At 66.4% G+C, this 22,326-nt stretch carries 25 protein-coding genes; 10 read left to right on the forward strand and 15 right to left on the reverse strand.

The window, feature by feature from the left end:
- Nucleotides 1-100: 100 nt before the first annotated feature.
- From AC1DT6_RS02530 to AC1DT6_RS02540, 3 genes are all read left to right on the forward strand, one after another.
- Nucleotides 101-1,249, forward strand: coding sequence for a porin (locus tag AC1DT6_RS02530; protein ID WP_441635961.1), 1,149 nt, complete (start codon nt 101-103; stop codon nt 1,247-1,249).
- Between the two features lie 198 nt (nt 1,250-1,447).
- On the forward strand, nt 1,448-2,407 hold the full coding sequence (locus AC1DT6_RS02535; RefSeq protein WP_441635963.1) for a DUF1177 domain-containing protein: 960 nt from the start codon (nt 1,448-1,450) through the stop codon (nt 2,405-2,407).
- Between the two features lie 120 nt (nt 2,408-2,527).
- Nucleotides 2,528-3,214 carry a hypothetical protein gene (locus AC1DT6_RS02540; protein WP_477104603.1) on the forward strand — a complete coding sequence of 229 codons (687 nt, stop codon included), beginning with the start codon at nt 2,528-2,530 and terminating at the stop codon, nt 3,212-3,214.
- Nucleotides 3,215-3,242: 28 nt separating this feature from the next.
- Here the strand turns inward: AC1DT6_RS02540 and AC1DT6_RS02545 are convergent, their stop codons facing one another.
- The 3 genes from AC1DT6_RS02545 to AC1DT6_RS02555 all read right to left on the reverse strand — a co-directional run bounded on the left by AC1DT6_RS02545 (nt 3,243) and on the right by AC1DT6_RS02555 (nt 5,136).
- Entirely contained in the window at nt 3,243-4,229 is a 987-nt protein-coding gene (locus tag AC1DT6_RS02545) for a rhodanese-like domain-containing protein (protein WP_441637616.1), read from the reverse strand.
- Between the two features lie 198 nt (nt 4,230-4,427).
- A complete protein-coding gene (locus AC1DT6_RS02550; protein WP_441637618.1) occupies nt 4,428-4,832 on the reverse strand; it encodes a copper resistance protein CopQ in 405 nt (134 codons plus the stop codon).
- Between the two features lie 151 nt (nt 4,833-4,983).
- Nucleotides 4,984-5,136: a hypothetical protein gene (locus AC1DT6_RS02555; RefSeq protein ID WP_441637620.1), complete on the reverse strand. Its 153-nt coding sequence runs from the start codon at nt 5,134-5,136 to the stop codon at nt 4,984-4,986.
- A gap of 139 nt (nt 5,137-5,275) precedes the next feature.
- Between AC1DT6_RS02555 and AC1DT6_RS02560 the strand changes: the two genes are divergently transcribed.
- Nucleotides 5,276-5,800 carry a cupin domain-containing protein gene (locus AC1DT6_RS02560; RefSeq protein WP_441637622.1) on the forward strand — a complete coding sequence of 175 codons (525 nt, stop codon included), beginning with the start codon at nt 5,276-5,278 and terminating at the stop codon, nt 5,798-5,800.
- Between the two features lie 521 nt (nt 5,801-6,321).
- On the opposite strand, the gene AC1DT6_RS02565 is transcribed toward AC1DT6_RS02560, so the two are convergent.
- Nucleotides 6,322-6,843: a hypothetical protein gene (locus AC1DT6_RS02565; RefSeq protein WP_441631355.1), complete on the reverse strand. Its 522-nt coding sequence runs from the start codon at nt 6,841-6,843 to the stop codon at nt 6,322-6,324.
- 420 nt (nt 6,844-7,263) lie between these two features.
- On the opposite strand from AC1DT6_RS02565, the gene AC1DT6_RS02570 reads away from it, so the two are divergent.
- Nucleotides 7,264-8,112: an IclR family transcriptional regulator domain-containing protein gene (locus AC1DT6_RS02570; RefSeq protein WP_045240097.1), complete on the forward strand. Its 849-nt coding sequence runs from the start codon at nt 7,264-7,266 to the stop codon at nt 8,110-8,112.
- A gap of 3 nt (nt 8,113-8,115) precedes the next feature.
- The gene (locus AC1DT6_RS02575) at nt 8,116-9,213 is read left to right on the forward strand and encodes a diguanylate cyclase (protein WP_441631358.1); all 1,098 of its coding nucleotides are present in this window, start codon (nt 8,116-8,118) and stop codon (nt 9,211-9,213) included.
- Between the two features lie 45 nt (nt 9,214-9,258).
- On the opposite strand, the gene AC1DT6_RS02580 is transcribed toward AC1DT6_RS02575, so the two are convergent.
- From AC1DT6_RS02580 to AC1DT6_RS02590, 3 genes are all read right to left on the reverse strand, one after another.
- Nucleotides 9,259-10,395 (reverse strand): NAD(P)/FAD-dependent oxidoreductase, encoded by a 1,137-nt coding sequence (locus tag AC1DT6_RS02580; protein ID WP_441631360.1) that lies wholly within the window; start codon nt 10,393-10,395, stop codon nt 9,259-9,261.
- 279 nt (nt 10,396-10,674) lie between these two features.
- Nucleotides 10,675-11,424, reverse strand: a complete 750-nt coding sequence (locus AC1DT6_RS02585) for a flagellar brake protein (protein WP_441631362.1) — start codon at nt 11,422-11,424, stop codon at nt 10,675-10,677.
- 279 nt (nt 11,425-11,703) lie between these two features.
- Nucleotides 11,704-12,666 carry a LysR substrate-binding domain-containing protein gene (locus AC1DT6_RS02590; RefSeq protein WP_441631364.1) on the reverse strand — a complete coding sequence of 321 codons (963 nt, stop codon included), beginning with the start codon at nt 12,664-12,666 and terminating at the stop codon, nt 11,704-11,706.
- A gap of 157 nt (nt 12,667-12,823) precedes the next feature.
- Between AC1DT6_RS02590 and AC1DT6_RS02595 the strand changes: the two genes are divergently transcribed.
- A complete protein-coding gene (locus AC1DT6_RS02595) occupies nt 12,824-13,462 on the forward strand; it encodes a LysE family translocator (protein WP_441631366.1) in 639 nt (212 codons plus the stop codon).
- Nucleotides 13,463-13,483: 21 nt separating this feature from the next.
- Here the strand turns inward: AC1DT6_RS02595 and thpR are convergent, their stop codons facing one another.
- From thpR to AC1DT6_RS02620, 5 genes are all read right to left on the reverse strand, one after another.
- A complete protein-coding gene (thpR, locus tag AC1DT6_RS02600) occupies nt 13,484-14,092 on the reverse strand; it encodes an RNA 2',3'-cyclic phosphodiesterase (RefSeq protein WP_441631368.1) in 609 nt (202 codons plus the stop codon).
- A gap of 47 nt (nt 14,093-14,139) precedes the next feature.
- Nucleotides 14,140-14,676: a methylated-DNA--[protein]-cysteine S-methyltransferase gene (locus AC1DT6_RS02605; RefSeq protein WP_441631370.1), complete on the reverse strand. Its 537-nt coding sequence runs from the start codon at nt 14,674-14,676 to the stop codon at nt 14,140-14,142.
- Nucleotides 14,673-16,145: an AlkA N-terminal domain-containing protein gene (locus AC1DT6_RS02610; RefSeq protein ID WP_441631436.1), complete on the reverse strand. Its 1,473-nt coding sequence runs from the start codon at nt 16,143-16,145 to the stop codon at nt 14,673-14,675. The genes AC1DT6_RS02605 and AC1DT6_RS02610 overlap by 4 nt, the downstream gene beginning before the upstream one ends.
- A 323-nt stretch (nt 16,146-16,468) precedes the next feature.
- Nucleotides 16,469-16,885, reverse strand: a complete 417-nt coding sequence (locus tag AC1DT6_RS02615; protein ID WP_441631372.1) for a hypothetical protein — start codon at nt 16,883-16,885, stop codon at nt 16,469-16,471.
- Nucleotides 16,882-17,577, reverse strand: a complete 696-nt coding sequence (locus AC1DT6_RS02620) for a hypothetical protein (RefSeq protein WP_441631374.1) — start codon at nt 17,575-17,577, stop codon at nt 16,882-16,884. The genes AC1DT6_RS02615 and AC1DT6_RS02620 overlap by 4 nt, the downstream gene beginning before the upstream one ends.
- Nucleotides 17,578-17,859: 282 nt before the next feature.
- Here AC1DT6_RS02620 and AC1DT6_RS02625 point away from each other — a divergent pair, with 282 nt between their 5' ends.
- Nucleotides 17,860-18,159: a hypothetical protein gene (locus AC1DT6_RS02625; protein ID WP_441631376.1), complete on the forward strand. Its 300-nt coding sequence runs from the start codon at nt 17,860-17,862 to the stop codon at nt 18,157-18,159.
- Nucleotides 18,160-18,226: 67 nt separating this feature from the next.
- Here AC1DT6_RS02625 and AC1DT6_RS02630 read toward each other — a convergent pair whose 3' ends face one another.
- The 3 genes from AC1DT6_RS02630 to AC1DT6_RS02640 form a co-directional block, all read right to left on the reverse strand.
- Nucleotides 18,227-19,567, reverse strand: a complete 1,341-nt coding sequence (locus tag AC1DT6_RS02630) for a cytochrome-c peroxidase (RefSeq protein WP_441631378.1) — start codon at nt 19,565-19,567, stop codon at nt 18,227-18,229.
- Between the two features lie 25 nt (nt 19,568-19,592).
- Nucleotides 19,593-20,036: a FixH family protein gene (locus tag AC1DT6_RS02635; protein WP_441631380.1), complete on the reverse strand. Its 444-nt coding sequence runs from the start codon at nt 20,034-20,036 to the stop codon at nt 19,593-19,595.
- Between the two features lie 114 nt (nt 20,037-20,150).
- Complete coding sequence (locus tag AC1DT6_RS02640) at nt 20,151-20,522, reverse strand: DUF3703 domain-containing protein (RefSeq protein WP_441631382.1); 372 nt, start codon at nt 20,520-20,522, stop codon at nt 20,151-20,153.
- A gap of 98 nt (nt 20,523-20,620) precedes the next feature.
- Here AC1DT6_RS02640 and AC1DT6_RS02645 point away from each other — a divergent pair, with 98 nt between their 5' ends.
- Entirely contained in the window at nt 20,621-21,448 is an 828-nt protein-coding gene (locus AC1DT6_RS02645; RefSeq protein ID WP_441631384.1) for a helix-turn-helix domain-containing protein, read from the forward strand.
- Nucleotides 21,449-21,983: 535 nt separating this feature from the next.
- Complete coding sequence (locus AC1DT6_RS02650) at nt 21,984-22,280, forward strand: hypothetical protein (protein WP_441631386.1); 297 nt, start codon at nt 21,984-21,986, stop codon at nt 22,278-22,280.
- Nucleotides 22,281-22,326: the final 46 nt, after the last annotated feature.

The following is a 22,326-nucleotide window of genomic DNA, read 5'->3' on the forward strand; positions in this document are numbered from 1 at the left end:
CCCGCGCCGCGCGGCGCGAAACCCCACACGCAATAGCACCGGACGCAGGGCGACAGACCCCTGCGCGGGCCCCCTTTTACCCTTGGAGGAGAAGAACAACATGACAAGCAAGCACTGGCTGGGTGCGCTCGCCCTGAGCCTGCCCGCCGCCGCGATGGCGCAGGACGGGCTGACGCTGTACGGCGTCATCGACACCGCGCTCACCTACCAGACACACTCGGACCCCAGCGGCAACGCGCAGACCGGGCTGCAACAGGGCGGCGAAGGCTTCCTGTCCGGCAGCCGCTTCGGCTTCAAGGGCAATGAAGACCTGGGTGGCGACCTGTCGGCGGGCTTCGTACTGGAAAACGGCTTTCTCGCCGACACCGGCAAATTCGACCAGCAGGGCCAGCTGTTCGGCCGCCAGGCCTATGTGCGGATCGGCAGCAAGCGCTACGGCGAACTGGCACTGGGCCGGCAATACACCACGGCCAACACCATGCTGTACTACGTTGACCCGCTTGGCGTTGGCGCCGCGCCGTCCAATGCGTGGATGGTCTACCTGACCGGCCAGCGCTACGACAACGCGATCAGCTACACCGGCAACTACGGCCCGGTGTCGGTAATTGCGGAGTACGCGCTGGGCGAGACCGCCGGCAAGGGCTCGGCGATGTCGTCCATCTCGCTCGGCGTGAAGTACGCATCGGGGCCGATCGTGGCCGTCGGCGATTTCCAGCAGACCCGCGACAACATGAGCCGCGCCGCGCGCATCTACCTGGCGGGGCTGAAAGCCTCGGCGGGCCGCGCCAGCCTGTTCGCCAACTACATCCACAGCGACCGCGACGCCGGCTTCGACTCCTCCAAGGGCGGCACCGACACCGCCACCATCACCAGCATGTCGACCGCCGCCACGGCCACCAACCGCGCGGCCTTCAACTCGGTGTTCGGCGGCAGCCGCCACGATGATTTCTTCACCGTGGGCGCCAACTACGCGGTCACCCCCGCGGTCACCCTGACCGCCAGCGCGATGCACGACCGCACCCGCGCCGACGCCTTCAGCGGCAGCCGCACCACCGCCTACGGCGTGGCGGACTACGCCTTCAGTAAGCGCACCGATGTCTACCTGGCGCTGGCGTACGACTGGGTGCGCGGCGACTGGTCGGGGCTGTTTGGCAACGGCACGACCAACTGGACCGGCGGCAGCGGCAAGACGCTGGATGGACGGAACAACCAGACGACGGTGATGCTGGGGATGCGTCACTTGTTTTAAAGGCGCGGTGCGCGGGCGTCGCGCAGGTTCGGATGCGCACGGCGAAGCATGGCGAGCGCCCGCCCTCTCCCCCGGCTGGGGGTGAAACCACCTTTGCCTCCAAGCCCCTGAAGTTGACCTTGACCTTTAATTTTTGAATTTTGACGTTGAAGTTGAAGTTGAAGTTGGCTTCAACCAAACCCCATCAAGGAGAACCCCATGTCCCTGCAGCAAACCCTGGTCATCCACGAAGCCCTCGATAGCCCCGCCGCCAACGGCACGGTGATACGCGAACTGTTCGACGCCTACACCGCCACTGGCGTGACAGTGGAAGTCGCCACCGTCAACAACGCCCCCCCGGAAAGCACAGAGAACACCACCGACTTCATCACCATCGTCATCCCCGGCAAAAACGGCAAGCGTAACGGCGGCAAAGCACCTACGCTCGGCGTGATCGGCCGCAACGGCGCCATCGGCGCCCGCCCGGAACTGGTCGGCCTGGTATCCGACGCGGACGGACCGATCGGCAGCCTGGCGGTGGCGCTCAAGCTGGCGCAGATGAAGCACAAGGGCGACCACCTCGCCGGCGACGTCATCGTGACCACGCACCTGTCCACCAACGTGTCGATGCAGCCGCACGATCCGGTGCCCTTCATGGGCATGCCGGTGTCGTCCGACACCATGAACGATTACCAGGTGCTGCCGGAGATGGACGCCATCCTGTCGATCGATGCGTCCAAGGGCAACAGCATCATCAAGCAGCGCGGCTTTGCGATCTCGCCGACGGCCATGCAGGGCTATATCCTGCGCGTGAGCCCCGACCTGGTGGCAACGATGGAGTCCACCACCGGCTGCCCGGCGGTCACCTTCCCGATCTCGCAGCAGGACATCACGCCCTACCATAACGGCCTTTATCACTTCAACAGCATCATGCAGCCGCACGTGGCCACCGGCGCGCCGGTCGTTGGCGTAGCCTTGACGGCGCGGTCGGTGGTCTCTGGCAGCGCCACCAGCGCCAACCACGAGATCGACATTGCCGAGGCCGTACGCTTCTGCGTGGAAGTCGCCAAACGCTTCGGCAACGGCAAGTGCCAGTTCTTCAACGCGGTGGAATGGGACAAGATCCGCGCGATCTATCCCGACATGACAGTATTCCAGCGCGCCGGCACCGCGCGCTGAGACCCGGCGGGGCGGCGCTCCCATGTGCGGCAGGCAACACGCGGGCATTTTCAGCGGACGCGCTTCGGTGTATGGTTGCGCACCTGACGCAGTCCCCGCCCTAGCGGCTATTCTTGCAACATGCTCCGCCTGAACGACCCCGAAAGCCACGCGCTGTCCCGCTGCCTGTACGCCCTCGCCGCCTGTGCGGCGCTGGCCGCGCTGCCCGGCTGCGAGCGCAATGAACCGGCGCCGGCCGCCCCCGCGGCGGCAACTGCCTCGGATGCGCAGGCCGCTCGCGCCGACGCCGCCGCCCAGCCGGACGACACGCCCGTCTTCGCCCCCGCGCCGCTGGCCCGCCCGCTGGTGGCCCTGCGCGGCCTGAGCAGCATGGCGGACGTCCAGGCCGCCTGGGGCAAGCCACCCGACATCACGCCCAACCAGGAAGAATGCGGTACGGCGCTCGATGAAGAGCAGCTGATGGACTACCGCTATCCGGATGCGCTGATCGAAGTGGGCCGCAGCGGCGACGCCGTGATCCGCGCACTGCATGGCATTCCGGCCGGGCTGACGCTCAAGCTCGAAGGCCATGACATCACCGCGGCCTCCACGCTCTCGCAGATCAACGCGGCCCTGCGCAAGAACCCGCACTGGAAGATGGCCGAAGCGCCGGGCAAGGTGCGCAGCCCCGCCGACCGCGATGAGGATGACCCGCTCGAACAGCTCGCCTACACCACGCTCTACACGCTGGATGGCGACGGCGACCAGTACCGCCTGTACTTCCTCGGCGAGCGGCTGGTGGGCTACGCCTACTGGGTCGGCTGCTGACCCGTCGGCCAACTGGCCTGGCGGCGGACTAGCGCAAAGCGCCAGGACCGCCCGCGTGTGGCGTGAGCGCCGCCTCGGTGCTATCTTCGGCAGGGTCCGGTGTCACTTCGCCATGCAACCGCTTCCACTCGTCGAAGCCGCCGGCCAGCGCCCAGGTATTGGCGTAACCGGCGGACTTGAGCCGCTCTGCCAGGATTGCGGCCGACACCTCGTTCGGACACGCGCAGTAGATGACGATGTCGGTCGTGCGTGGATGGTCGGAGAGCAAGGCCAGCGGTGCGTTCAGGTCAATGGTCATGGCGCCGGGGATGCGTTCGTCCGCGTCGCTGCGCACATCCAGGACCAGCGGAAAGCGATCGCCGTGGCGACGCGCCTCCAGTTCGCTTACCGACATGCGGGGCACGAGGCGCGTGCGGCGCAGCAGGCGCACGCGGCGCCAGAACTTCCACGCCACGAAGGCCGCGAACCCAGCCACCAGCACCATCACGGCCACCGGGCCATACGTGCTGAACGTGCTCAGGATGACCTCGACGAAATCGGTGAACACCGCGCCCACCAGCAACGCACCGCCGGCCCACACCAGCGCGCCGAGCGCGTCATAAAACAGGAAGACGAGGAAAGGCGTGGACGTCATGCCGGCCATGGCCGTGGACAGCGCGCCGGCGCCAGGCAGCAGCTTGGCGAACACCAGCGAGCGCGGACCCACCCGCAGGTACAGCGACTGAGTCTGGCGGATACAACTGTCGGGAGAGATCGACACGCGGCAAATGGTGCGCAGCATGGGTTGCCCGAGGCGCTTGCCGGCGAAGTACCAGGCCGTGTCGGCAATCAGGCAGGCCAGGATGACCGCCGCCAGCACCGCGCCCAGCGCCGGGCCGCCCTCGCGCATGCCGAGCGCGCCGGCGACGAACAGCATGGGAACGGCCGGCACGGGCAGCCCGGCCTGCTCGGCCAGCACATTGAGAAACACCAGCATGACGCCGTGGCTCTCCAGCAAGGACTGCAACTCACCCACACCGATCTCCCGCGCTTGCGCGCCTGCGCTGTTTCCGGCCCTTCAAGGTATTCGGCGCGAGCGACTCGCTCGCGCCGACGGGCATAGGCAGTAGTGTGCCACCAAGGCGGCGCGGTGCAGTGCGTTGTCTTGCATGCCAACATCAAAAACCCTGAACGAACGGGCGATGCCCCGGGCGCTGGGCTAGCTCGCCAATCGTCAGGCGTGGGCGCCGTCCTGGAACGTATCGAACTTGCGCGCGGGATCCGAGGAAACGCCGGTGCGGTCCATGCCGGCCAGCTTTTCCGCACCGTCCAGGAAGGGATCGACCTTCCGTGCCGGGTCGGAGGAAACGCCAGTCCGGTCCAGGCCGGACAGCTTCCGCGCGCCGTCCGTGAACGGATCGGGCTTGCGCGTCCGGCTGGCGTCGGCGCCGGACGCGGCCGGGTCGAGCCGTGCGCCATCGCTGTACACATTGAAGCGCGAGGCATGGAAAACGTAACCATAGCGGTCCGCCGCCACGGGGCTGTCCTTCGGGCCGGTGGCTTGTGCGGGAGCCGCCATGGCGGCAAATCCGGCAAGAGCGGCCGACGTCATCAACAACTTGAGGCAATGGTTCTTCATGATGGTCTCCTTCTGGCGATCGGCGGATCGCCGCTGGCTTGCGGGGAGGCAGCGCATCGCGCCGCTCCGGCCGCACGTGAATCGCGCGGTTAGACCAGATACGCCGCGCAGCGCGGCGTGGATGCAAAGAAGAACGTAGCGGGCGCGGACGTCAGGCAAGCCGCGCGCCGGCGGCTTCAGCCATGCCGTCCATGCGCCGCATCACGCGGCCGCCAGCCGGTCGCCGCCGGTCATCGAAGGCGATGGCCACTACCTGGTCTATCCGGCGCACCGGCGCAACGACGAAGCGGTGCGCGCCGCGCATGGATCGCCCGGCGGCGAATCCTGCCGCGCCCTGATCTGGCTGGCGGGTGGCAACCGCCTGATGGCGCCATGCGTTCCGGCCTGTTGCCTGTCGCACCCGCGTGCGGGCATCATGGCGCCTACCTAACCCGGAGCCCCGCATGTCTGCCCCACCTGCCTCGCAAGACCAGTTGATCCAACGCTTTGGCTTGCAGCCGCATCCGGAAGGCGGCTACTACCGCGAGACCCACCGCGATGCGGCGCGCGTGGCACGCGAAGGCACAATCGGCGGCCCCGCCACCCATGCCGCTTCCACTGCGATCTACTACCTGCTGTGCGACAACGCTTACTCCGCCTGGCACCGCATCCGCTCCGACGAAGTGTGGCACTTCTACGCGGGCAGCCCGCTCGACGTACACGTGCTGGAGGACGGTGGCGGCCTTACCACGCACCGGCTGGGCAACGCGCTCGCGCAAGACGACGCGGTTTTCCAGGCCGTGGTCAAGGCGGGCTGCTGGTTCGCCGCCGAGCGCAGCGATCCGGCCGGATTCTCGCTGGTAGGCTGCACGGTGGCGCCGGGCTTCGAGTTCAGCGAGTTCGAGCTGGCCGACACCGACAGCCTGCTGGCAACGCACCCACGGCACGCCACGCTGATCGCGCGGCTAGCGCCGGCTGCGCGGCGCTAGGGCGCAGTGGCTTCACTGCCTTGGTTTGCCATTCCGGGATTCCGGATACGAAATACGTGTCAGCGCCACGAAAGGCGAAGCCAGAAGCTTGCGGCACAACGGCATAGCGAGCGCCAAACATTCGATATCCGATGGCCAAAACAACAGCGCAGCCGCCGAACAACGATTCGGTGTAGCCGTGTTTACCGCCCGAGGGGCGGCAAACACCGACCCGCGATGCGAAGCGAGCCGTCAAGGTGTACCAGGCCGTATGGGGCGCCTCGGGATCCGGCGAAAAGAGCGGAAAAGAGGGACCCATGTTTGAGTATCGCCTTAAGGCGATGCGAGTTTGGGTCCCGGCCGCTCTTTTCGTCGGATCCCGAGGGGGTGTCGCCCCATCCGGCGCGCCTTCTTTGCCTACTTTCTTGGCAAGACAAGAAAGTAGGTCGCCCCCCGCAGGGGGGTGAAACTGCCTTTGACTTTAAGCCTTTGCAGTTGAAGTTGAAGTTGAAGTTGAAGTTGACTCTGCAGTCAATCAGCCCCTACCGAGGCTTCCGAAACTCATCCTCAATCCAATCCCCCGCACTAGCCTTACTCAACTTAAATCCAGCCGACACCCGCACCTGCGCCAACTCATCCCCATTCTCATCAACAGCACTCAGCACCGCATAAGGATTATCCTCATCCGGCACGATATCCAGCGTCACACTGATCCGCGCAGCATCCGTATCCACAACCACACTCTTGTGCAACATGGCATGCAACTGCTGCTCATGCCGCCGCAGCACTTCGGAAGCCGTCTTGACCAGCGTCGAAAAGGCATTGGCATCGAGCGGCTTGGGGTTCTTCTTGTCGCGCCCCATGGTCCACGGCCCCACCAGAGCAGGCTCCGGCTCGCCATCCTTGATCATGGCAACAGCCCAACCCTCGTCATCCTCGTTCTTGATCACGCGGGCGGTCCATCCGTCGGCGCGCCACAGGCGCGGCTCCTGGATCTTGTCTGCGTTGTCCCCGCCGGCGTCGTGGTCATCGGTTTCGGGCGAAAGTTCGGGCTGATTGGTCATGGCTGGCTTCAATTCGGGGCTGCGCGGTGGACTGCGGGCGTCGCCCGGACCACGCAATGCCTGGCGGCGGGAGGACGGGACGGCGGCGGCAACAAGGACGCGATTTTACCCGTCCCGCCGTGGGGGCGGGCGCGGCATCCCGCCAGCCGCCTCGGGCGCGGCCATGACGGCACACCGATCCCCTCCGAAGTTGTATTTAATGTCTGTGTGCCACGTCCTATGCTGGAAGCGTCGCCAAGGCCCCCGTCTTGATGACGAACCCCTTCCGGTCGCCGCCAATTTTAGACGGCGACGTTTTTTTTGCCCGCCGGCCCCCTTCTCGCACCAAACCCGGGCTCGTGCCTGACAAAAGCGCTGGCCCGAGGCGCCCAGCCGGTTTAAGATGCGCGATTATCGAACAACCCGCGCGCACCCGCACACATGGACGCCCCCCCTCCTACCAGCCCTGGCCAGGCAACGGCCGCCACTGTCCGCGTCGCCCGGCCCCAGGCAGACCTGCTCAACAGCTTCTCCGGCGACCCGAACTTCATGCTATCGCTGGCACGCGGCCTGAGCGTGCTGGAGGCCTTCTCGGAGCGTAAGCGCCCGCTCACCATCTCCCAGGTGGCCCAACGCACCCAGCTTTCGCGGGCATCGGTCAGGCGCTGCCTGTACACGCTGGAACAGCTTGGCTACGTCAGCCAGCAAGCCGGCCAGTTCGCGCTGCGGCCCCGCGTGCTGCACCTGGGACACGCGTATTTCTCGTCGACCTCCCTGGTGTCGCTGGCCCAGCCCATCCTCGACAGCCTGAGCACGCGCATCCAGCAGACTTCGGCGCTCGCCATCCTGGACGACACCGACATCCTTTACCTGGTGCGCTCGGAAGTGCAGCGCGTGCTCACTTATTCGCTCGGCATGGGCAGCCGCCTGCCGGCCTACTGCACCTCGATCGGCCGCCTGCTGCTGGCCCACCTCGCCGAGCCGGCGCTGGAAGATTTCTTCGACCACGTCGATCTGCGCCCGCGCACGCTGCAGACCAAGATCTCGCGCCCCGAGCTGGAAATCAGTTTCGCGAAAGCGCGCGAGCTGGACTACGTGGTGATCGACGAAGAACTGGAACCTGGCCTGCGCGCCATCGCGGTGCCGGTGCGCGGCATCTCGGGGACCGTGATGGCCGGCATCAGCGTAAGCGTGCGCGCGGCGCAGGTATCGGAAGCCGAGATGATCTCCCGCCTGTTGCCGCCGATGCGTGAAGCCGCGGCGGCCATCGGCAAGCTGATCGCCGCCTGAGCCGTGGCGCCAGGCACCCCCAATCCGCAGGCGGGCAAGGGCATGCGCTTTGTCCGGCGCGTCTATGCCATGCGCGTCGTCGGCCTTGCCATCGGGTTCTTCGCGGTGGCGGCCGCCATGCTGGAAGCGGGAGTGCCGCGCTGGCTGCTGGCGCCGGTGTTCCTGCACGGCTTTGTCTGGCCGCACGTGGCGGCATGGTGGTCCAGGCACAGCGAGGTACCCTTCCTGGCGGAAATCCGCAACTTGATGATTGACGCGGCACTGGGCGGGGTGTGGGCGGCATGCATGAAATTCAACCTGCTGCCAAGCGTGCTGATCCTGTCGATGATGAGCATGAACAACGTGGCGGCAGGCGGCACCCGCCTGCTGCTGCGCGGCCTGGGCTGGCACCTGGCAGGCGCGCTGGCCGGGGTGCTGGCCTTCGGCGCGGCCTGGCATCCGGAGGCTGACCTCACCACCATCGTGGCCAGCCTGCCCATGCTGGTGCTCTACCCGCTGGCGCTGGGACGCACCACCTACAGCATCTCGCGCCGCCTGGCTGCGCACGGCAAGGCGGTCGAGGCCAGCAGCCGTCTCGACGGGCTCACCGGCGTGCTCAACCGCGGCTACTGGGAAGCCAAGCTGGCCGAGGAGTTCCAGGCCTGCAAGAACGGCCGCCGCCAGGCCGCCAGCCTGGTGCTGCTGGATATCGATCATTTCAAGCAACTCAACGACGCCCACGGCCACGTGGCCGGCGACGAAGCACTCAAGGCATTCGCCGCGCTGGTGGTGCAGCACACTGTGCAACTTCACCCCCCGGGCCGCGGCGAACCGCGCCAATGCCTGGTGGGGCGCTACGGCGGCGAGGAATTCGGCGTGCTGCTCAGCGGCGCGAGCCTGACGCAGGCCGTAGAGATGGCCGAGCGCCTGTCGCGCGCGCTGCAACCCGGCTCCGGCGCCAGCGCGGAGATCGCCGCGCTGCGGGGCCACACCGCCAGCCTGGGCGTGGCCGCGTTCGATACACGCATGCAAGGCCATCAGGAGTGGCTGACCCAAACGGACCGGGCGCTCTATGAAGCGAAGCGGGCCGGCCGCAACCGGATCCGCATCAGCGCGGCCTGAGCGCTGGATTGCCGCCGCGCCTGAGTGCCTGCGTGCTTCAGCGATTCAGCGCCGCAGCCGGCCGGGTCCGAGCATGGCTTCGGTCAGCCCGAAATCCGCGATGCGCTGCGGCAAGGGCTTGCCCTGTACCAGCGCGGCGCAGGCCTCGCCCATGGCGGCCGAGGTCTGGATGCCGTAGCCGCCTTGCGCGGCCACCCAGAAGAAACCTTCGGCCTGGCCGTCGAATCCGCCCACCAGGTCGCCGTCGGCGACGAACGAGCGCAAGCCCGCCCAGACGCGGGCCGGGCGGCGGATGGCGAGCGTGGTCATGTCTTCGATGTGATGGATGCCAAGGGCAATGTCCATCTCCTCGGCCTGCACATCGTGCGGCGGCACCGGATCGGCATTGGCGGGCGAGCCCAGCAGCATGCCGGCGTCGGGCTTGAGGTACCAGGTCTCGTCGAAGCAGACGAACATGGGCCAGTGCGCGATCTCCACGCCCTCGGGCGGTGCGAAGACAAAGGCCGAGCGCCGCTTGGGCGTGAGCCCCAGCGGCCTGACGCCAGCCAGCGCGGCCACCACGTCGCACCAGGCGCCGGCCGCATTGACCACCACCGGCGCGCGATAGGCGCGCCCGCCTGCCTGCACTTCCCACAAGCCCTGGTTGCGCGCGAGCGCCGTCACCTCCGCATCGCACACCAGGGTGCCGCCGCGCTGGCGCATGCCGCGCAGGTAGCCCTGGTGCAGGCTGTGCACGTCCATGTCGGCGGCATCGGGCTCCAGGACGGCGCCGAGCACCTTGCCGGCACGCAGCACCGGCACCAGGGCGCAGGTGGCGTCACGGTCCAGGCGCTGCGCGCGTGCGCCAAGCGCCGCCAGCGCCTCGAAATGCTGGTCGAGTTCGGCGGCCTCGCCCGGCTTGCCCACTGTCATGGCGCCGCGCGGGCTCAGGACGGGATGCTCGGCAAAACCGGCCGGCGGCGCGTCCATAAAGGCGCGGCTGGCCATGGTGAGCGCGCGTACCTGCGGCGTGCCATAGCTCTCCATGAACAGCGCGGCCGAACGGCCGGTGGAATGGTAGCCGGGATGCGCCTCGCGTTCGAGCACGATCACGCGCCCGGCCTGGGCCAGCCAGTAGGCCAGTGAGGCACCGGCAATGCCGCCGCCGATCACCAGGAAATCCGCGGAATCGTATGCTGTCATCGAAGCCCTCCTTCATCCATGCGTGCGCCGTTGCGGGAAGCCCCTCAGCGGCAGATCCGATGTCGGCAAGCGTAACCCAAATTTTGCGGATACGCAAAATTTAGCGAATCGGCGCAAAGCGGCGAACCCTGGCAGCCAGGCTGCCGGGCCGGAGACATGCCTGGAAGGAAAGACAAGAATCGGGAAGACGCCGGCGGGCAATGCCGGCATGGCGAGGCGAGGCAGCCGGCCGGCCGGCGCGCGCCGTCAGCGAACGGCGCTGCGTGCGGCCAGCGTCGTTCAACCCCGGCTGGCTAGTTCCAGCGCGAACACCAGGCGCTGCAGGAAGTTCTCCATGCGGCCATCGAGATTGGAGAAGGCACAGCCGAAGTGGTGGATGGCGCTGTCATTGTGCCCGGCGAGCCAGTGGCCCACCACTTGCAGGCTCAGGGTGAGCTTGCCCAGCGCGCCGAAATCCAGCTGCACGCCCGGGATCGTGGTGCCGACCGGCAACTTCGTGGCATCCACGGTCTTGGAGCGCAGGCCGACACCCGAAAGCGAGAGATCGGCAATATCGAGCGTGAGCACAGTGCCGTCGCTCATCTTGATTGTGCAGACGTAGCCCTTGGTCACCAGCGTGCGCGCACGGAAATGGCGGCGGCGCTGGAAGTGGTAGAGCTTCTCCGGGAACGGCGCGGAGAAGGCCGGGCCGCCCTTGAACTGGGTGGTTTCGGGGGTACCGATGATGAAGTTCACCGGCACGCCGCGCAGGGACGCCGAAAAGGCATTCTCGCTGGAAGCCAGCAACGCTTCGCGCTCGGGCTCGGTGCGGCACCAGTCGAAGACAAAAGTGCGGCTGGCCGGGTCCACATGCAGCACGGTGGTGACCATCTCGTGGGCGGTACGCGCACGCACGTTCAGGCTGCACTTCTGCCAGGCAAGGTCGCGCAGCACCGTGCCGATCTGCGAGGAATGGGTAAGGCGATAGCGGTCGTCTGGCAACGCGCCGGCGTCAAGCTCGGATTGCTCCGGGGAATCTTGGAGACTCATGAAAATCACGCAAACGTCTGAGAGAGGCCTGCGTCGCGCCAGACTGGCTTGCGACGGGGAATTCGGGCTGCCCGCTTACCGGGTTGCAATCGAAATACAACCGGGGTGCGAGCGGCCAGCGCCGCATGTTAAGCGCGGCGCCCGCCGCTGTGCAAGCTCTTGTTTGGACAACGGCGGAGTGTGGCAAAACTTGAGACAGACTTCCGTGGGGTAGCCCGCCCGGGCGGGTTTACGCATCGGCGATCCGCGCGGACTCGCCGGGCTTTGCCGGCCTGTGATCTAGGATGCCTTTGCACGCCGCCCCTGGTCCGTTGCGCTCTTGCCGCGGCGGCGGCCATTTGCCGTGCCCGCCTGCACGGCTGCCGTGGCCGGGTCCGCGCCGAGCGACGCTTGCGCCTCCTGGCACAGCCAGTCGCGGACTGCGCGGCGCCGCTCGTCGCGCTCGAACGCCACCGGCGAGAGCAGGTGGTAGGACGAGCCGTCGCGCACGAACCCACGCGGCGCGGCGATGCGGCCATCGGCCATCTCGTCAGCCACCATCAGGCGCGAGGCGATGGCGCAGCCAAGCCCGGCGGCGGCGGCCTGGATGGTCAGGTAGAAATGCTCGTACCAGGCATCCGCGCCAAAGCGCTGCGTACTGCCGGTGGCTCGGGCCCAGCGCTGCCAGGCATCGGGACGCGAGCGCGTGTGCAGGCGGGCGAGCGAACTCAAGGCCGGCGCCCGCGCCGCCGGGGTGCCGGCGCGGCACACCACGCCCACCCATTCCTCGGCAATCTTGCACACGTGCAGCTGCGTGCCGAAGTGGAAATCGTTGCGGCGCAGCGCAAGGTCCACGCCGCTGCGGGCGAAGTCGACCGCTCCCCCGGCGGCCATCAGATGCAGCGTCACGCCCGGATGCGCCTCGGCAAAGCGCGGCAGGCGGGGAATCAGCCAGCGCATGGCAATGGTGGGTTCGCACGACAGCACCAGCGCCTTGTGCTGCCCGTGCGCGCGGATGCGCTCGGCCGCCGTGGCCAGGACTTCCAGCGACTGCGTGGCGGCGGCATGCAGGATGCGTCCGGACTCGGTCAGGAAGACGGCCCGGTTGCGCCGCTCGAACAACGCCACGCCGAGCGCCTCCTCCAGCTGGCGAATCTGGCGGCTGACCGCCCCGTGGGTCAGGTGCAGTTCGTCGGCTGCCCGCATGAAGCTCTGGTGCCGCGCCGCCGCCTCGAAAAAACGTATCCCGCCCAGCCAGTGCATGATTGCCTTGATGTATCAGTTTTACTCACCGATTTGCACGAGTATAAATCGGTTGTGGCGCACCGCGTGGACTCTGAAAATAGCGACATTCCCATCCTGGTTTCAAACATGGGCCGCAAGATTCCCCGCCCATCTCCGTCAGAGATACTCACACGATATGCATCCCCTCACCGAACTCCTGGCCGTCGCCACCATCACCGTGCTGGCCGTCATCAGCCCCGGCCCCGACTTCGCCATGGTGATGCGCAACAGCTATCTGCATGGCCGCAGGGCCGGGCTGCTTTGCGCGCTCGGCATCGCGCTGGGCGTGCAAGTGCACGTCTTCTACACGATGTTCGGCGTGGCGCTGCTGATGGAGCACGCGCATGGCCTGCTGACCGTGGTCAAGATCCTCGGCGCCGCCTACCTGATCTGGATTGGCATCCAGACCTTGCGCAAGCGCGTGCCGGACGCCAGCGCGGCGCCGCTCGCGGCGGATGGGGGCATTGCTGCCCTGACCTCGTCCGGCGCGCTCAAGATGGGTTTTCTCACCAATGCGCTCAATCCCAAGACCACGCTGTTCGTCGTCAGCACCTATACGCAGGTGGTGAACACGCAAACGCCGCTGTCCGTGCAGTTCGGCTATGGCTTGTTCATGTCGCTGGCGCACCTGGTCTGGTTCGGGCTGATTGCGTGCTGCTTCACCACGCCCGCGCTGCGCACCGCGATGCTGAAGCGACAGCGTGTGCTGGACCGCGTGATTGGCTCGGCGCTGCTTGGGCTTGGCCTTGCGCTTGGCCTGAGCAACCTGGCGTGACGGCTTGAGCCGAATGCGCCATCAGCCTGCCGGCGGATCCTCGCTCGCATTCAGCGCATAGGCGCGCCGGCACACATGCTGCGCGCCACCGGGAAGGAGATGGCTTTGATACAGGATGAAGCGATCGACGTGGAACGGTTCGCACACCAGCCCGGACTGCGAGCCGCGCCATGCCTGCAGCGTGGCGTGCGCCACGGCGGGCGCGCAACGGGCCAGCGTGATATGCGGATGGAAGCGCGCCTGAGGCCTTGAGCCAGAGTCCGGCAACGCGTTGTTCTCATCGTGCCCGATACCCGTGTCGATACCGTTCCCGGCGAGCGCCCGCTCCACGCCCGCGTACAGATCATCCAGCGCCGCGTTGGACTCCAACCCCGCCCACAGCACGCTCGCGCGCCGGCCGCGAAAATAGCCTGCCTCTTTCACAGTGAGCGCAAAGGCCGCGCATGACACCGTCCCCAGCGCCTGCTCGATGCGCATCGCCGCGGCTTCGTCCTGCTCGCCGAGGAAATGCAGCGTGAGGTGGATCTGGTTCAGCGTCGCCGGCCGGATACCCGCCACGCGGGGCACGCGCGCGAGCAGCGCGCCGGCGAGCGCCTGCGGGACTTCGATTGCCACGAACAGGCGTGCCATCGGTATCCTCTCGCCAACTTGCGCGGCGGCGCCTGCGCCGTGCCCGCTCACGCAAACGCCAACGCTGACTGGCGCAGGATGGGCAGCGCCATTGCCGCGGCCGTGCCCTCCAGCCTGAGCAGCGCGCGCTTGCGGTCAGTGCCGCCGGCGTATCCGGTCAGGTCGCCGCTGGCGCCCAGCACCCGGTGGCAGGGCACGATCACCGACAAGGGGTTGCGCCCCACCGCGCCGCCTACCGCGCGCGCATGGGTCGGTGGGAGCCCGAGCCCGGCAGCGAGTTCGCCATAGGACGTGGTCTCGCCGAACGGGATCTCGCACAGCGCTTGCCAGACGCTGCGCTGGAAGGGGCTGCCGGCCAGCATCATGGGCACCGAGAAGGCCTGCAGGCGTTCGGCAAAATAATCGGCCAGCTCGTCGGCCGCCTGCTCGAAGACCGGCTTCGCGGCGGCGGGTACATCGGTATCCGGCGTGGCCGCCGCCGGGTAGTACTTCTGCCCGGCAAAGAACACGCCGCTCAAGCGCGCGCCATCGGCGCGCAGCAGGACTTCGCCCAGCGGGCTGGCGACGATACGGTATGCAATCATGGTGCGCCCCTTTCCTTGTCTTCTTGTCCCGGCTTGCTGTCTTCGTGGCGCCGCCACAGGTGGATGGCTGCGTAGGCACGCCACGGCGCCCACTGCGCGGCGTGCTGGCTCATGCCTCGCACGGTAGCGATGCCGAGCACCTTGCGCAAGACATAGTCGGTGCCCGGGAAGGCGTCCGGCCAGCCGAGCGCGCGCATGGCCACGTACTGCGCGGTCCAGTCGCCCACGCCGTCGATCGCACGCAGGCGCGCCAGCGTGTCTTCCGGCGCGGCGCTGGGTTCCAGCTTGAGCTCGCCAGTCGCCACGCGGCTGGCGATGGCGTGGATGGCCCGGCCCTTGCCCAGCGGGATGCCGATCTCGCGCAGGCTCTCCGGCGTCACCGCGGCAAGCGTGGCGGCGTCGGGAAAGGCAAGGCGCAGGGCAGGCGCCGGCTGCGCCAGCACGCGGCCATGGCGCTCGGCCAGCCGCGCCAGCAGGGTGCGGGCATGCTTCGCCGAAATCACCTGACCCACCACCGCGCGCACGGCGATCTCGAAACCATCCACCGCGCCGGGCAGGCGCATGCCGGGCACCCCGGCCGCCAGGGGCCCCAGGTGCTGATCGACCACATCGGGCCGGCAACCCAGGTCGCACAAACGCCGCACGCGCCCCAGCGCCTGCGGAATCACGTGCGCCAGCGAGCCCGACAAGGTGACCCTGATCACATGGCGGCGCTCCACATGCGCCAGCCGCAGCCAGCCGAGATGCGTGCGGCCCCCGCTGTCGATCGCCAGCGTGCGCGCATAGCTGCCATCGGCAAGCTGCTCGATGCCGTCCACCGCCCGCACCCCCAGGAACTGCAGGAAGGCCGCCCAGGCCATCGGCGGGCGGTATCCCAGCTCGAACACGAGTTCCTCGGCCACGCTGTCGGCGGCGCGCTTGCGCATCGCCAGCGGCGTGAGCCCGTAACGCGTCTTGAGCACGTCGTTGAAGCGCCGCACGCTGCCAAACCCGGCGGCGTGCGCCACATCGGTCACCGTCAGCGCGGTATCCGTCAGCAGGCGCTTGGCCAGCAGCAACCGCTGGGTCTGTGCGTACTCCAGCACCGAGACGCCGAACTGCGCATCGAACAGCCGGCGCAGGTGGCGCTCGGTGACGCCGATGCGCGCGGCCAGGGCGGCGACGCCGGCATCGGCCATGAAGCCATCGTCGATCAGCGTGGCCGCCGCCTGGGCCAGCCGTCCCGACAGATCAGCCAGACCGTGCCCCGGCGCCAGTTCGGGACGGCAGCGCAGGCAGGGGCGAAAGCCCTGCTTCTCGGCGGCCGCCGCGGTTTCGTAGAAGGAGCAGTTCTCGCGCTTGGGTGTACGCACGGCGCACACCGGCCGGCAGTAGACGCCGGTGGACGACACGCCCACGAAAAAGCGCCCGTCGAAGCGGCGGTCGTGCGAGGCAACGGCCTTGTAGCAGGTGTCCGGATCGAGTTTCATAGCCAGCATGCTACTCCGTTGCGAGGGCGGTACTAGCTGGATTCGGACATTTGCCTGGACGGCGTGTATTGACCTGCCGCGCCTCAAGCGATGTGGATCAGGCGTGAGGTGGCGCTGGCTCGGAGGGGCCTCGGTGAAATGGAAAAATATCGCTTGCTATGTCGCGCTGTTGAAACAGGGCGGGAGTATTGTTGCTGGTCAGCCAAGAATCAATCCACAGGTCAACATGACTTCCGGTGCATGGCGGTTCTAAACTCGATACACAACATACAGTATCGACATCAGTGCCGGCATCGCGGCAATCAAGGTTAGCATCTTCGCTTTCATTTTGAAGGAATCAGGTATCGACCATTCCATGCCAGCTTGCAATCGAGTTGGCGGCGGAGCGCGAACCATCCTCGGCCAAGAATGGCTTTGTTCACTATGGGAGACGCGCGGCGATCCACTCCGACACGAAGACTCCCCCCCGCCGAACAGCGCGAACCCGATGCAGTAGGAACTGAGAATGCGCCAGCGGACCGCCGGACCATAGCCACCAGCACAAACACCAACCCCACCAGCAGCGGCACGGCAGCCAGAAGGAATGCCACCGCGGCATAGACGACGAGGGCGCCCGTAGTCACCTGCTGCCGAGTTATCGGTGTCAGCATGGTGGCCACCGCAAAGGCGAACCCATCCAGGGCGAGAAGCACGGCGATGCAGTCAACGATGCGCACCACGGCCCTTTTGCGCGTCGTCATTCAAGGCCCTCCGCCGCAACGCGCTCGGCAAGTGCCGCCCATCGTTTCGGGCTGTCTCGCACAACATGGGCATAGTAGAAGTGCCCCTCGCCCTTGCCGGCGAGCATCTGCATATTTAGCATCGGTGCCGATTCGACCAGCGCGCGCCAGGGCATTCCGGCGTAGATCGGGTCTCCGAGCTGCTTCAAATCGATAACCACGATCTTGCGGATGTTCTCGTGGCTGCGCAGGTGCGCAAGGAATCCCGCCTCAATCGGCGAGCCCACCAATACCAAATGGTCGATCACGTGGCCGGCGCGGGCATATGACCATGCGGTTTGCGCGGCCAGGAGAGAGCCGTAGCTGTAACCGATCAGGTTGAACTGCGGCGCCTCCGCCGCCATGCGCCCCGTAATCGTCCACTCGCTGTCGTCGCGTGAGCGGATCAGCATTCCCGAATGGATGGCATCAAGCAACGTGCCAGCGAACTCGTATCCATCTGGCATGGCCGCTCTGGCGGTATGGGTCAGTCCAGCGAAGCAGTGCGCAATCCCCGCCTTCCGGAACGCATCGAGCAGCGGCTGAACATATCCGCCGTCCAGCCCGGCACCGCCCCAATACAGGGTGCCGCGCGGCGGCGGCAAATCGACCTTGGCCGGCGCCCGGTCCTCGACGGGCGCATGTTGCACCTTAACTGTCTTGATCGGCTGCATCAGGCACCCTCCCCGAAGATCCCGGCCCGGACCTGGCAATCGTGCCGGTGCTGTTGCAAGCTTCGCAGTAAGCCTGGCCTGCATCAGGCAGGGTCTTCCCCCCGCGCTCCAGCGCGTCGCCAACGCAGGCAGTGCTTCGCTTCATGGTTGGGCCGCCCAACTGCAGATGGGCTGTTTGTCTTCCTGCATACGATCTCCGTCAGGATGGGCTATGTGCGCAAATTCGCCCTCCATTTGCACGTAATTCCTCATGGAAATCAATCAGACAAGTCCTAAAATGCAATGCATATTTTTGCGAAGATTCCGCAGCAAAATACGGATTCGTCCGATTCCAATCCGCTCGTCCGCAAGCTACTCTTTCCAGCCGTCGCCGTTGCGACGACTTGCCGCATTTACGTGGCCGCGACGGAACGTGGATTTCGTGACCTCCGCCTCAATGCCCTGCGCGCGGCGAAGGTAGCGGTTCGCAGGCATGGAGCCAGCACGCTGCCGATGGACGCATTCCGCTTCGCCCAGGAGTACCTGTATCAGTACGCAAATCAATGCGTTGCCCGCGAGGGTATGGTCGCGCGCCATGGCTGAGGGGTGAACCTGCGTCCATCTTCCCCAGTGCAACGCGGCTGAAATGATAGGGCAACCCTCTCGGTTCTTAGCGAGAAGAACGCTCCATGACGGGACCCGACAGGGTCCGCAGGAACGCGACAACATCGCGCATCTCCTCCTCCGTCAAGCGGATGGGCTTGCGCTCGGCGTGCCCCGTGCCACCATGTGCCAGCTCGGAATGACCGACAGCCGCTGCCGGCGAACGCACGTAGTGCCTTACTACCTCTTCCAGGGTCGCGAGCTGGCCCGCGTGCATGTACGGAGCCCGTAGTGCCACGTTGCGCAAGCTCGGGGTCTTGAAGGCGCCTTCCATGCCCGGTTCGCCGGTGGCCATGAAGCGCAGCTCTTGGCAGACTTGCGGTGGCGCGTCGCTGTAGCGGCTCAGGCAATTGAACTCGTCCGCCAAGACCTTGGCTGTGGCGGGAGCGCGGCCACTGTCCGGGCGTGCTGGCTCTCTGGGCGGGACGCCCGTGTTGTGGAAGGCCTGGTCCGTCAGGAGCGGGCCGTTGTGGCACGTCGCGCATTGAGCCTTGCCGATGAACAGACGAAGGCCATTGACCTCTTGGGTCGATAACGTTTTCTGGCCCGCGCGGTCACCTATGAGAACCGCGTCAACGTACCGGTCGAAGCGGGACTCACCGTAGGTCACTGTCCGTTCGTAGGCCGCGATGGCTTTGCCGAGATTGGCGAAGACGCGGTTGACGGCATCGCGTTGCTCGTTCGTCAGCCGAGACCAGGCGCGCTTCTCGTCGGCGCCGCCCAGGGGGCTCGCGTCGGCCGGCAGATCCTGCAGGTTCGGGAGGGCGCCAAACAGCGACTCATACTCCCGCTGGTAGTGCGTCCGCACGACCCGGGCGAACTGGACGCGGTTGCCGCCGTGCTCAACAGCATCCTCTAAGGGACCCAACGCTTGAGACCACTGGCTGTCCTTGCGACCGTCCCAAAACAAGAACGGGCTGTGCGCCGTCGCCACGATTGGCATGGTCCGGCGTTTCCCGACTCCGATACCCCTTCCGAGAGGCAGTCCGTCCTGGAACTGGCGGTCGGGCGCATGGCAACTGGCGCACGACACCGCCCCGTTGCGAGATAGGCGTGCATCCGCGAACAGCCGCCTGCCGAGCGCGACTGCTTCTGGCTTGTCCGCCACGGCGTTCGACGGGTCGGGCGGCGGTGCGGGAAGCTTGTTAAGGCGCGTTGAGGATAGGACGGCCCGTTCCTCCTGCGACCACGAGGCGGCGCCGTCCATGGCGTCGCCGGCACGTCCGAAGCCGGTAAGCAAGGCAAGCGGGGCCAGGACCACGGCCACAGCGGCGAGTGCGCCCGTCAGCCTTCCGCGCTTGCTCGCCTGCCGTGACGCAGGCAGCTTGGATTTGTGGAGCTGGCTCATTAAACTGTCTCCCTGACCAAGACGCTTAGCGCTGAATCCCCGAGTCCCCGACGATGACGTTGAACACGGCTCCGTCGGTCACATCCCCGGCCTGAATTGCCAGGCGCATGTCCCACCAGCCGGTCATGCTGAACTTCATGCCTTCGAGTGCGTAGACGCCAGGCGCTACCTCGCGTGTGATGCGAGGCTTGGTAGGGAAGCCGTGGCCGTGCTGCGGCATGCCCCCGTCGAAGCCAATCACGGCTCGCGACACAGGTTTTCCATCGGGTGTCTCCAGGTGCACCTGCCATGCGTGCATCTGGTTGATAGCTGGCCCCGAAGCCGGAGGGTCCATGCGGACAACGAACTGGCCTTGGGAACTAGGATGCTGCAGGGAAAGGTCAAGGTTCGCCGGCGGTGTGCCGCAGGCGGCGGTGAGAAGGGAGAAGGCGACTGCTGCGAGCGCGGTCGGCGCGGAGAGTTTGAACATGGTTGGGTCCTTTTTTCCGATGACGATGGAATGAGCTAAGTCCGGGTGCCCTAATGAGGCACCTAAAGAAGTTGTCGGGAATCCGGGGGCGCCGTCGATGGCGCGTCGTGGCCGCTAGTGCACTGAGCGAGCGGCGTCGATGAGCTGCTGCAGGTCTGCCGGAACCGGCATGGGCTTGAAGCCGCTGACTTTGGCACCGCCGGTATTACCGATGGGCACCCAACCCGGCCAGGTTTTCAATGCCGCGGCAACGATTCGCCAGGTCTGGCCGAAAGCTTCGCCCGCAATGTTCTGGCGGAGCGCCCAGCGGAACATCGCACAGTGGGTGCGCACGTGTTCCACAGTGGATTCCTGCCCAAGGATGTGGGCGCGCTCGAGATGCGTGAACGCCAAGATTGACTCGCCCCGAGCTTCGTGCGCCGCTGCGGCATCGAGCTCGGCCTGGACGTGGGGGCGAATTTGAAAGGCGAAGGTAGAGCGGTACATCGTGGGTGTCCGGGATGGGCTGCTAATATGCGAGCCATTGTCGGGGCCGCGCACGGAATGAACTTGAACGAAACGGCTGAGTTGAGGGGGGGCGCATCGTGACAGCACTGCAGGGCGATTCCGCGCAACCGTCCATCGCGCACGGTCGTTTCTCGGCCGTCACATCCACGGGTCGCAGCTACTTATGGCAAGGCGGCATTCTCTGGATAGGCGAAGGTCAGGGCAGAACGCAATGGCATGGGCACCATGCCCATCAACTCGTCATCGCGTTGCGCGGTAGCTTCCGCTTTCGCACCACGGCTGATGGTGCCTGGACTGACTACGAGGCCGCCATCGTCCCCAGTGAATGCACGCACCAGTTCGAAGTTGTTGGCGCCGCTACCATGGCCCATCTCTTCGTGGAACCCGAAACCAGCGCCGGGCGCGCACTCACGGCACGCTTCGGTTCGAATGCCGTCGCTGAACTCCCGGCCGCAGGTGCCCGCGCGGCTGCCAGGTTGCTGTCCGAGGCTTTGCAGTCGAGCCAGTTGGCCAAAGACATGGTCGAGGCAGCAACGTTGGCCGTTGCAGAGTTGTGTGGGACCGCGACGAGGCCGGACAAGGACATGGACCCGCGCCTTAGCCGGGCCCTGGACTATATCCGGTCGAACATTCGAAATCCCCTCTCATTAAATGACGTGGCCTCGGTGGTCGCCCTGTCGGAGAGTCGTTTTCGGCATCTGTTCGTCGCCGGGACCGGGAGCTCGTTCAGAGCGTATCTCCTATGGCTGCGCATCAATCTGGCCGTCGAGGCGGTCATGTCGGGCGCATCCTGGACCGAAGCTGCGCATGAGGCAGGATTTGCGGACTCGGCTCACCTTACTCGCACGCACAAGCGCATGTTCGGCATCGAACCGACGGCACTGCGCCCTCAGGCGCCCGGTTGAGGTGCTGGAATGCCGATGCTTCAAAAGGTGCGCAGAACGCTTGGCCGGGGCTGAGTCCCACATCACCGACGGGAAAGCATGCTTGCTCGGCTGGACGGCCGGCAGGATCGATCTGGTGCCGGTGGTGGTTTGATGGCGTAGCGGGCGTGACTTTTTGTTGCGGCCGGGTTGGGCCGCATTGCCCCACGCTATACTTCGCTCGTCGCTGCAACCACAGCGGCCGGGTTTAGCAGCCCGGATGACAGAGGCGGACAGCCGCCACCAGGCGGCGTTTTTGCGTCCGTCGTGCCTCTGCACGTCCTTATGGGCGGGCCTAGGCGGGGGAGCCTTCGGGCTCGCCGGATCTCTGTCCCGGTCTGCTAACCTCGCCTTGCGCCCGCCCACCCCGATTAGCAGCAGGGAGCGGAGTCAAAATACGCTGACAGAGGAGGCACTCCCATGCCCCAGTCTTCGCTCGCCCGTTCCGGGCAAATCGCATCCCCCAAGCTCCCCCTAATCTGCCAGCGCCTGCGCGCATCCCGACGGAGGGCACTCGATGCATAACTACTACCCGCGCTACAACATCACCGCCCAACGCGCGGGCCGCGATACCTTCCTGACCGCGCATGCCCCATCCGAAAGCCCGCTAAGCCTCGCCGCCGAAAAGACCGCGCAGCTCAATGCGTTGTTGTCGGTTGCCATCGAGAACGCGGCGGGCGGCACCTTCTGCAACCTCACCGAAGAGACCCAGGGCCATCTGCTTTCGCTGGTGACCGTGCTTGCGCACGAAACGCTGGTGTTGAGCGAACTGGCCGCGTTGGATGAGCAGGAGGGCGAGAGCGACGATGGATGATGCCGGTGCGCTGCCGGTCTGTTGACGGGGACCGGCCGGAGCAGCA

The sequence above is a fragment of the Cupriavidus sp. 01L45 genome, assembly GCF_056399885.1.

What these genes read in the sequence shown, in the direction of transcription:
- AC1DT6_RS02555 (WP_441637620.1), bottom strand. Translation starts at nt 5,136, where the DNA reads ATGCGCGGCGCGCACCGCTTCGTCGTTGCGCCGGTGCGCCGGATAGAC.
- AC1DT6_RS02550 (WP_441637618.1), bottom strand. Translation starts at nt 4,832, where the DNA reads ATGAAGAACCATTGCCTCAAGTTGTTGATGACGTCGGCCGCTCTTGCC.
- AC1DT6_RS02530 (WP_441635961.1), top strand. Translation starts at nt 101, where the DNA reads ATGACAAGCAAGCACTGGCTGGGTGCGCTCGCCCTGAGCCTGCCCGCC.
- AC1DT6_RS02640 (WP_441631382.1), bottom strand. Translation starts at nt 20,522, where the DNA reads ATGTACCGCTCTACCTTCGCCTTTCAAATTCGCCCCCACGTCCAGGCC.
- AC1DT6_RS02535 (WP_441635963.1), top strand. Translation starts at nt 1,448, where the DNA reads ATGTCCCTGCAGCAAACCCTGGTCATCCACGAAGCCCTCGATAGCCCC.
- AC1DT6_RS02650 (WP_441631386.1), top strand. Translation starts at nt 21,984, where the DNA reads ATGCATAACTACTACCCGCGCTACAACATCACCGCCCAACGCGCGGGC.
- AC1DT6_RS02635 (WP_441631380.1), bottom strand. Translation starts at nt 20,036, where the DNA reads ATGTTCAAACTCTCCGCGCCGACCGCGCTCGCAGCAGTCGCCTTCTCC.
- AC1DT6_RS02620 (WP_441631374.1), bottom strand. Translation starts at nt 17,577, where the DNA reads ATGCAGCCGATCAAGACAGTTAAGGTGCAACATGCGCCCGTCGAGGAC.
- AC1DT6_RS02585 (WP_441631362.1), bottom strand. Translation starts at nt 11,424, where the DNA reads ATGAGTCTCCAAGATTCCCCGGAGCAATCCGAGCTTGACGCCGGCGCG.
- AC1DT6_RS02630 (WP_441631378.1), bottom strand. Translation starts at nt 19,567, where the DNA reads ATGAGCCAGCTCCACAAATCCAAGCTGCCTGCGTCACGGCAGGCGAGC.
- thpR (WP_441631368.1), bottom strand. Translation starts at nt 14,092, where the DNA reads ATGGCACGCCTGTTCGTGGCAATCGAAGTCCCGCAGGCGCTCGCCGGC.
- AC1DT6_RS02605 (WP_441631370.1), bottom strand. Translation starts at nt 14,676, where the DNA reads ATGATTGCATACCGTATCGTCGCCAGCCCGCTGGGCGAAGTCCTGCTG.
- AC1DT6_RS02580 (WP_441631360.1), bottom strand. Translation starts at nt 10,395, where the DNA reads ATGACAGCATACGATTCCGCGGATTTCCTGGTGATCGGCGGCGGCATT.
- AC1DT6_RS02540 (WP_477104603.1), top strand. Translation starts at nt 2,528, where the DNA reads ATGCTCCGCCTGAACGACCCCGAAAGCCACGCGCTGTCCCGCTGCCTG.
- AC1DT6_RS02560 (WP_441637622.1), top strand. Translation starts at nt 5,276, where the DNA reads ATGTCTGCCCCACCTGCCTCGCAAGACCAGTTGATCCAACGCTTTGGC.
- AC1DT6_RS02570 (WP_045240097.1), top strand. Translation starts at nt 7,264, where the DNA reads ATGGACGCCCCCCCTCCTACCAGCCCTGGCCAGGCAACGGCCGCCACT.
- AC1DT6_RS02625 (WP_441631376.1), top strand. Translation starts at nt 17,860, where the DNA reads ATGCATATTTTTGCGAAGATTCCGCAGCAAAATACGGATTCGTCCGAT.
- AC1DT6_RS02590 (WP_441631364.1), bottom strand. Translation starts at nt 12,666, where the DNA reads ATGCACTGGCTGGGCGGGATACGTTTTTTCGAGGCGGCGGCGCGGCAC.
- AC1DT6_RS02595 (WP_441631366.1), top strand. Translation starts at nt 12,824, where the DNA reads ATGCATCCCCTCACCGAACTCCTGGCCGTCGCCACCATCACCGTGCTG.
- AC1DT6_RS02565 (WP_441631355.1), bottom strand. Translation starts at nt 6,843, where the DNA reads ATGACCAATCAGCCCGAACTTTCGCCCGAAACCGATGACCACGACGCC.
- AC1DT6_RS02610 (WP_441631436.1), bottom strand. Translation starts at nt 16,145, where the DNA reads ATGAAACTCGATCCGGACACCTGCTACAAGGCCGTTGCCTCGCACGAC.
- AC1DT6_RS02615 (WP_441631372.1), bottom strand. Translation starts at nt 16,885, where the DNA reads ATGACGACGCGCAAAAGGGCCGTGGTGCGCATCGTTGACTGCATCGCC.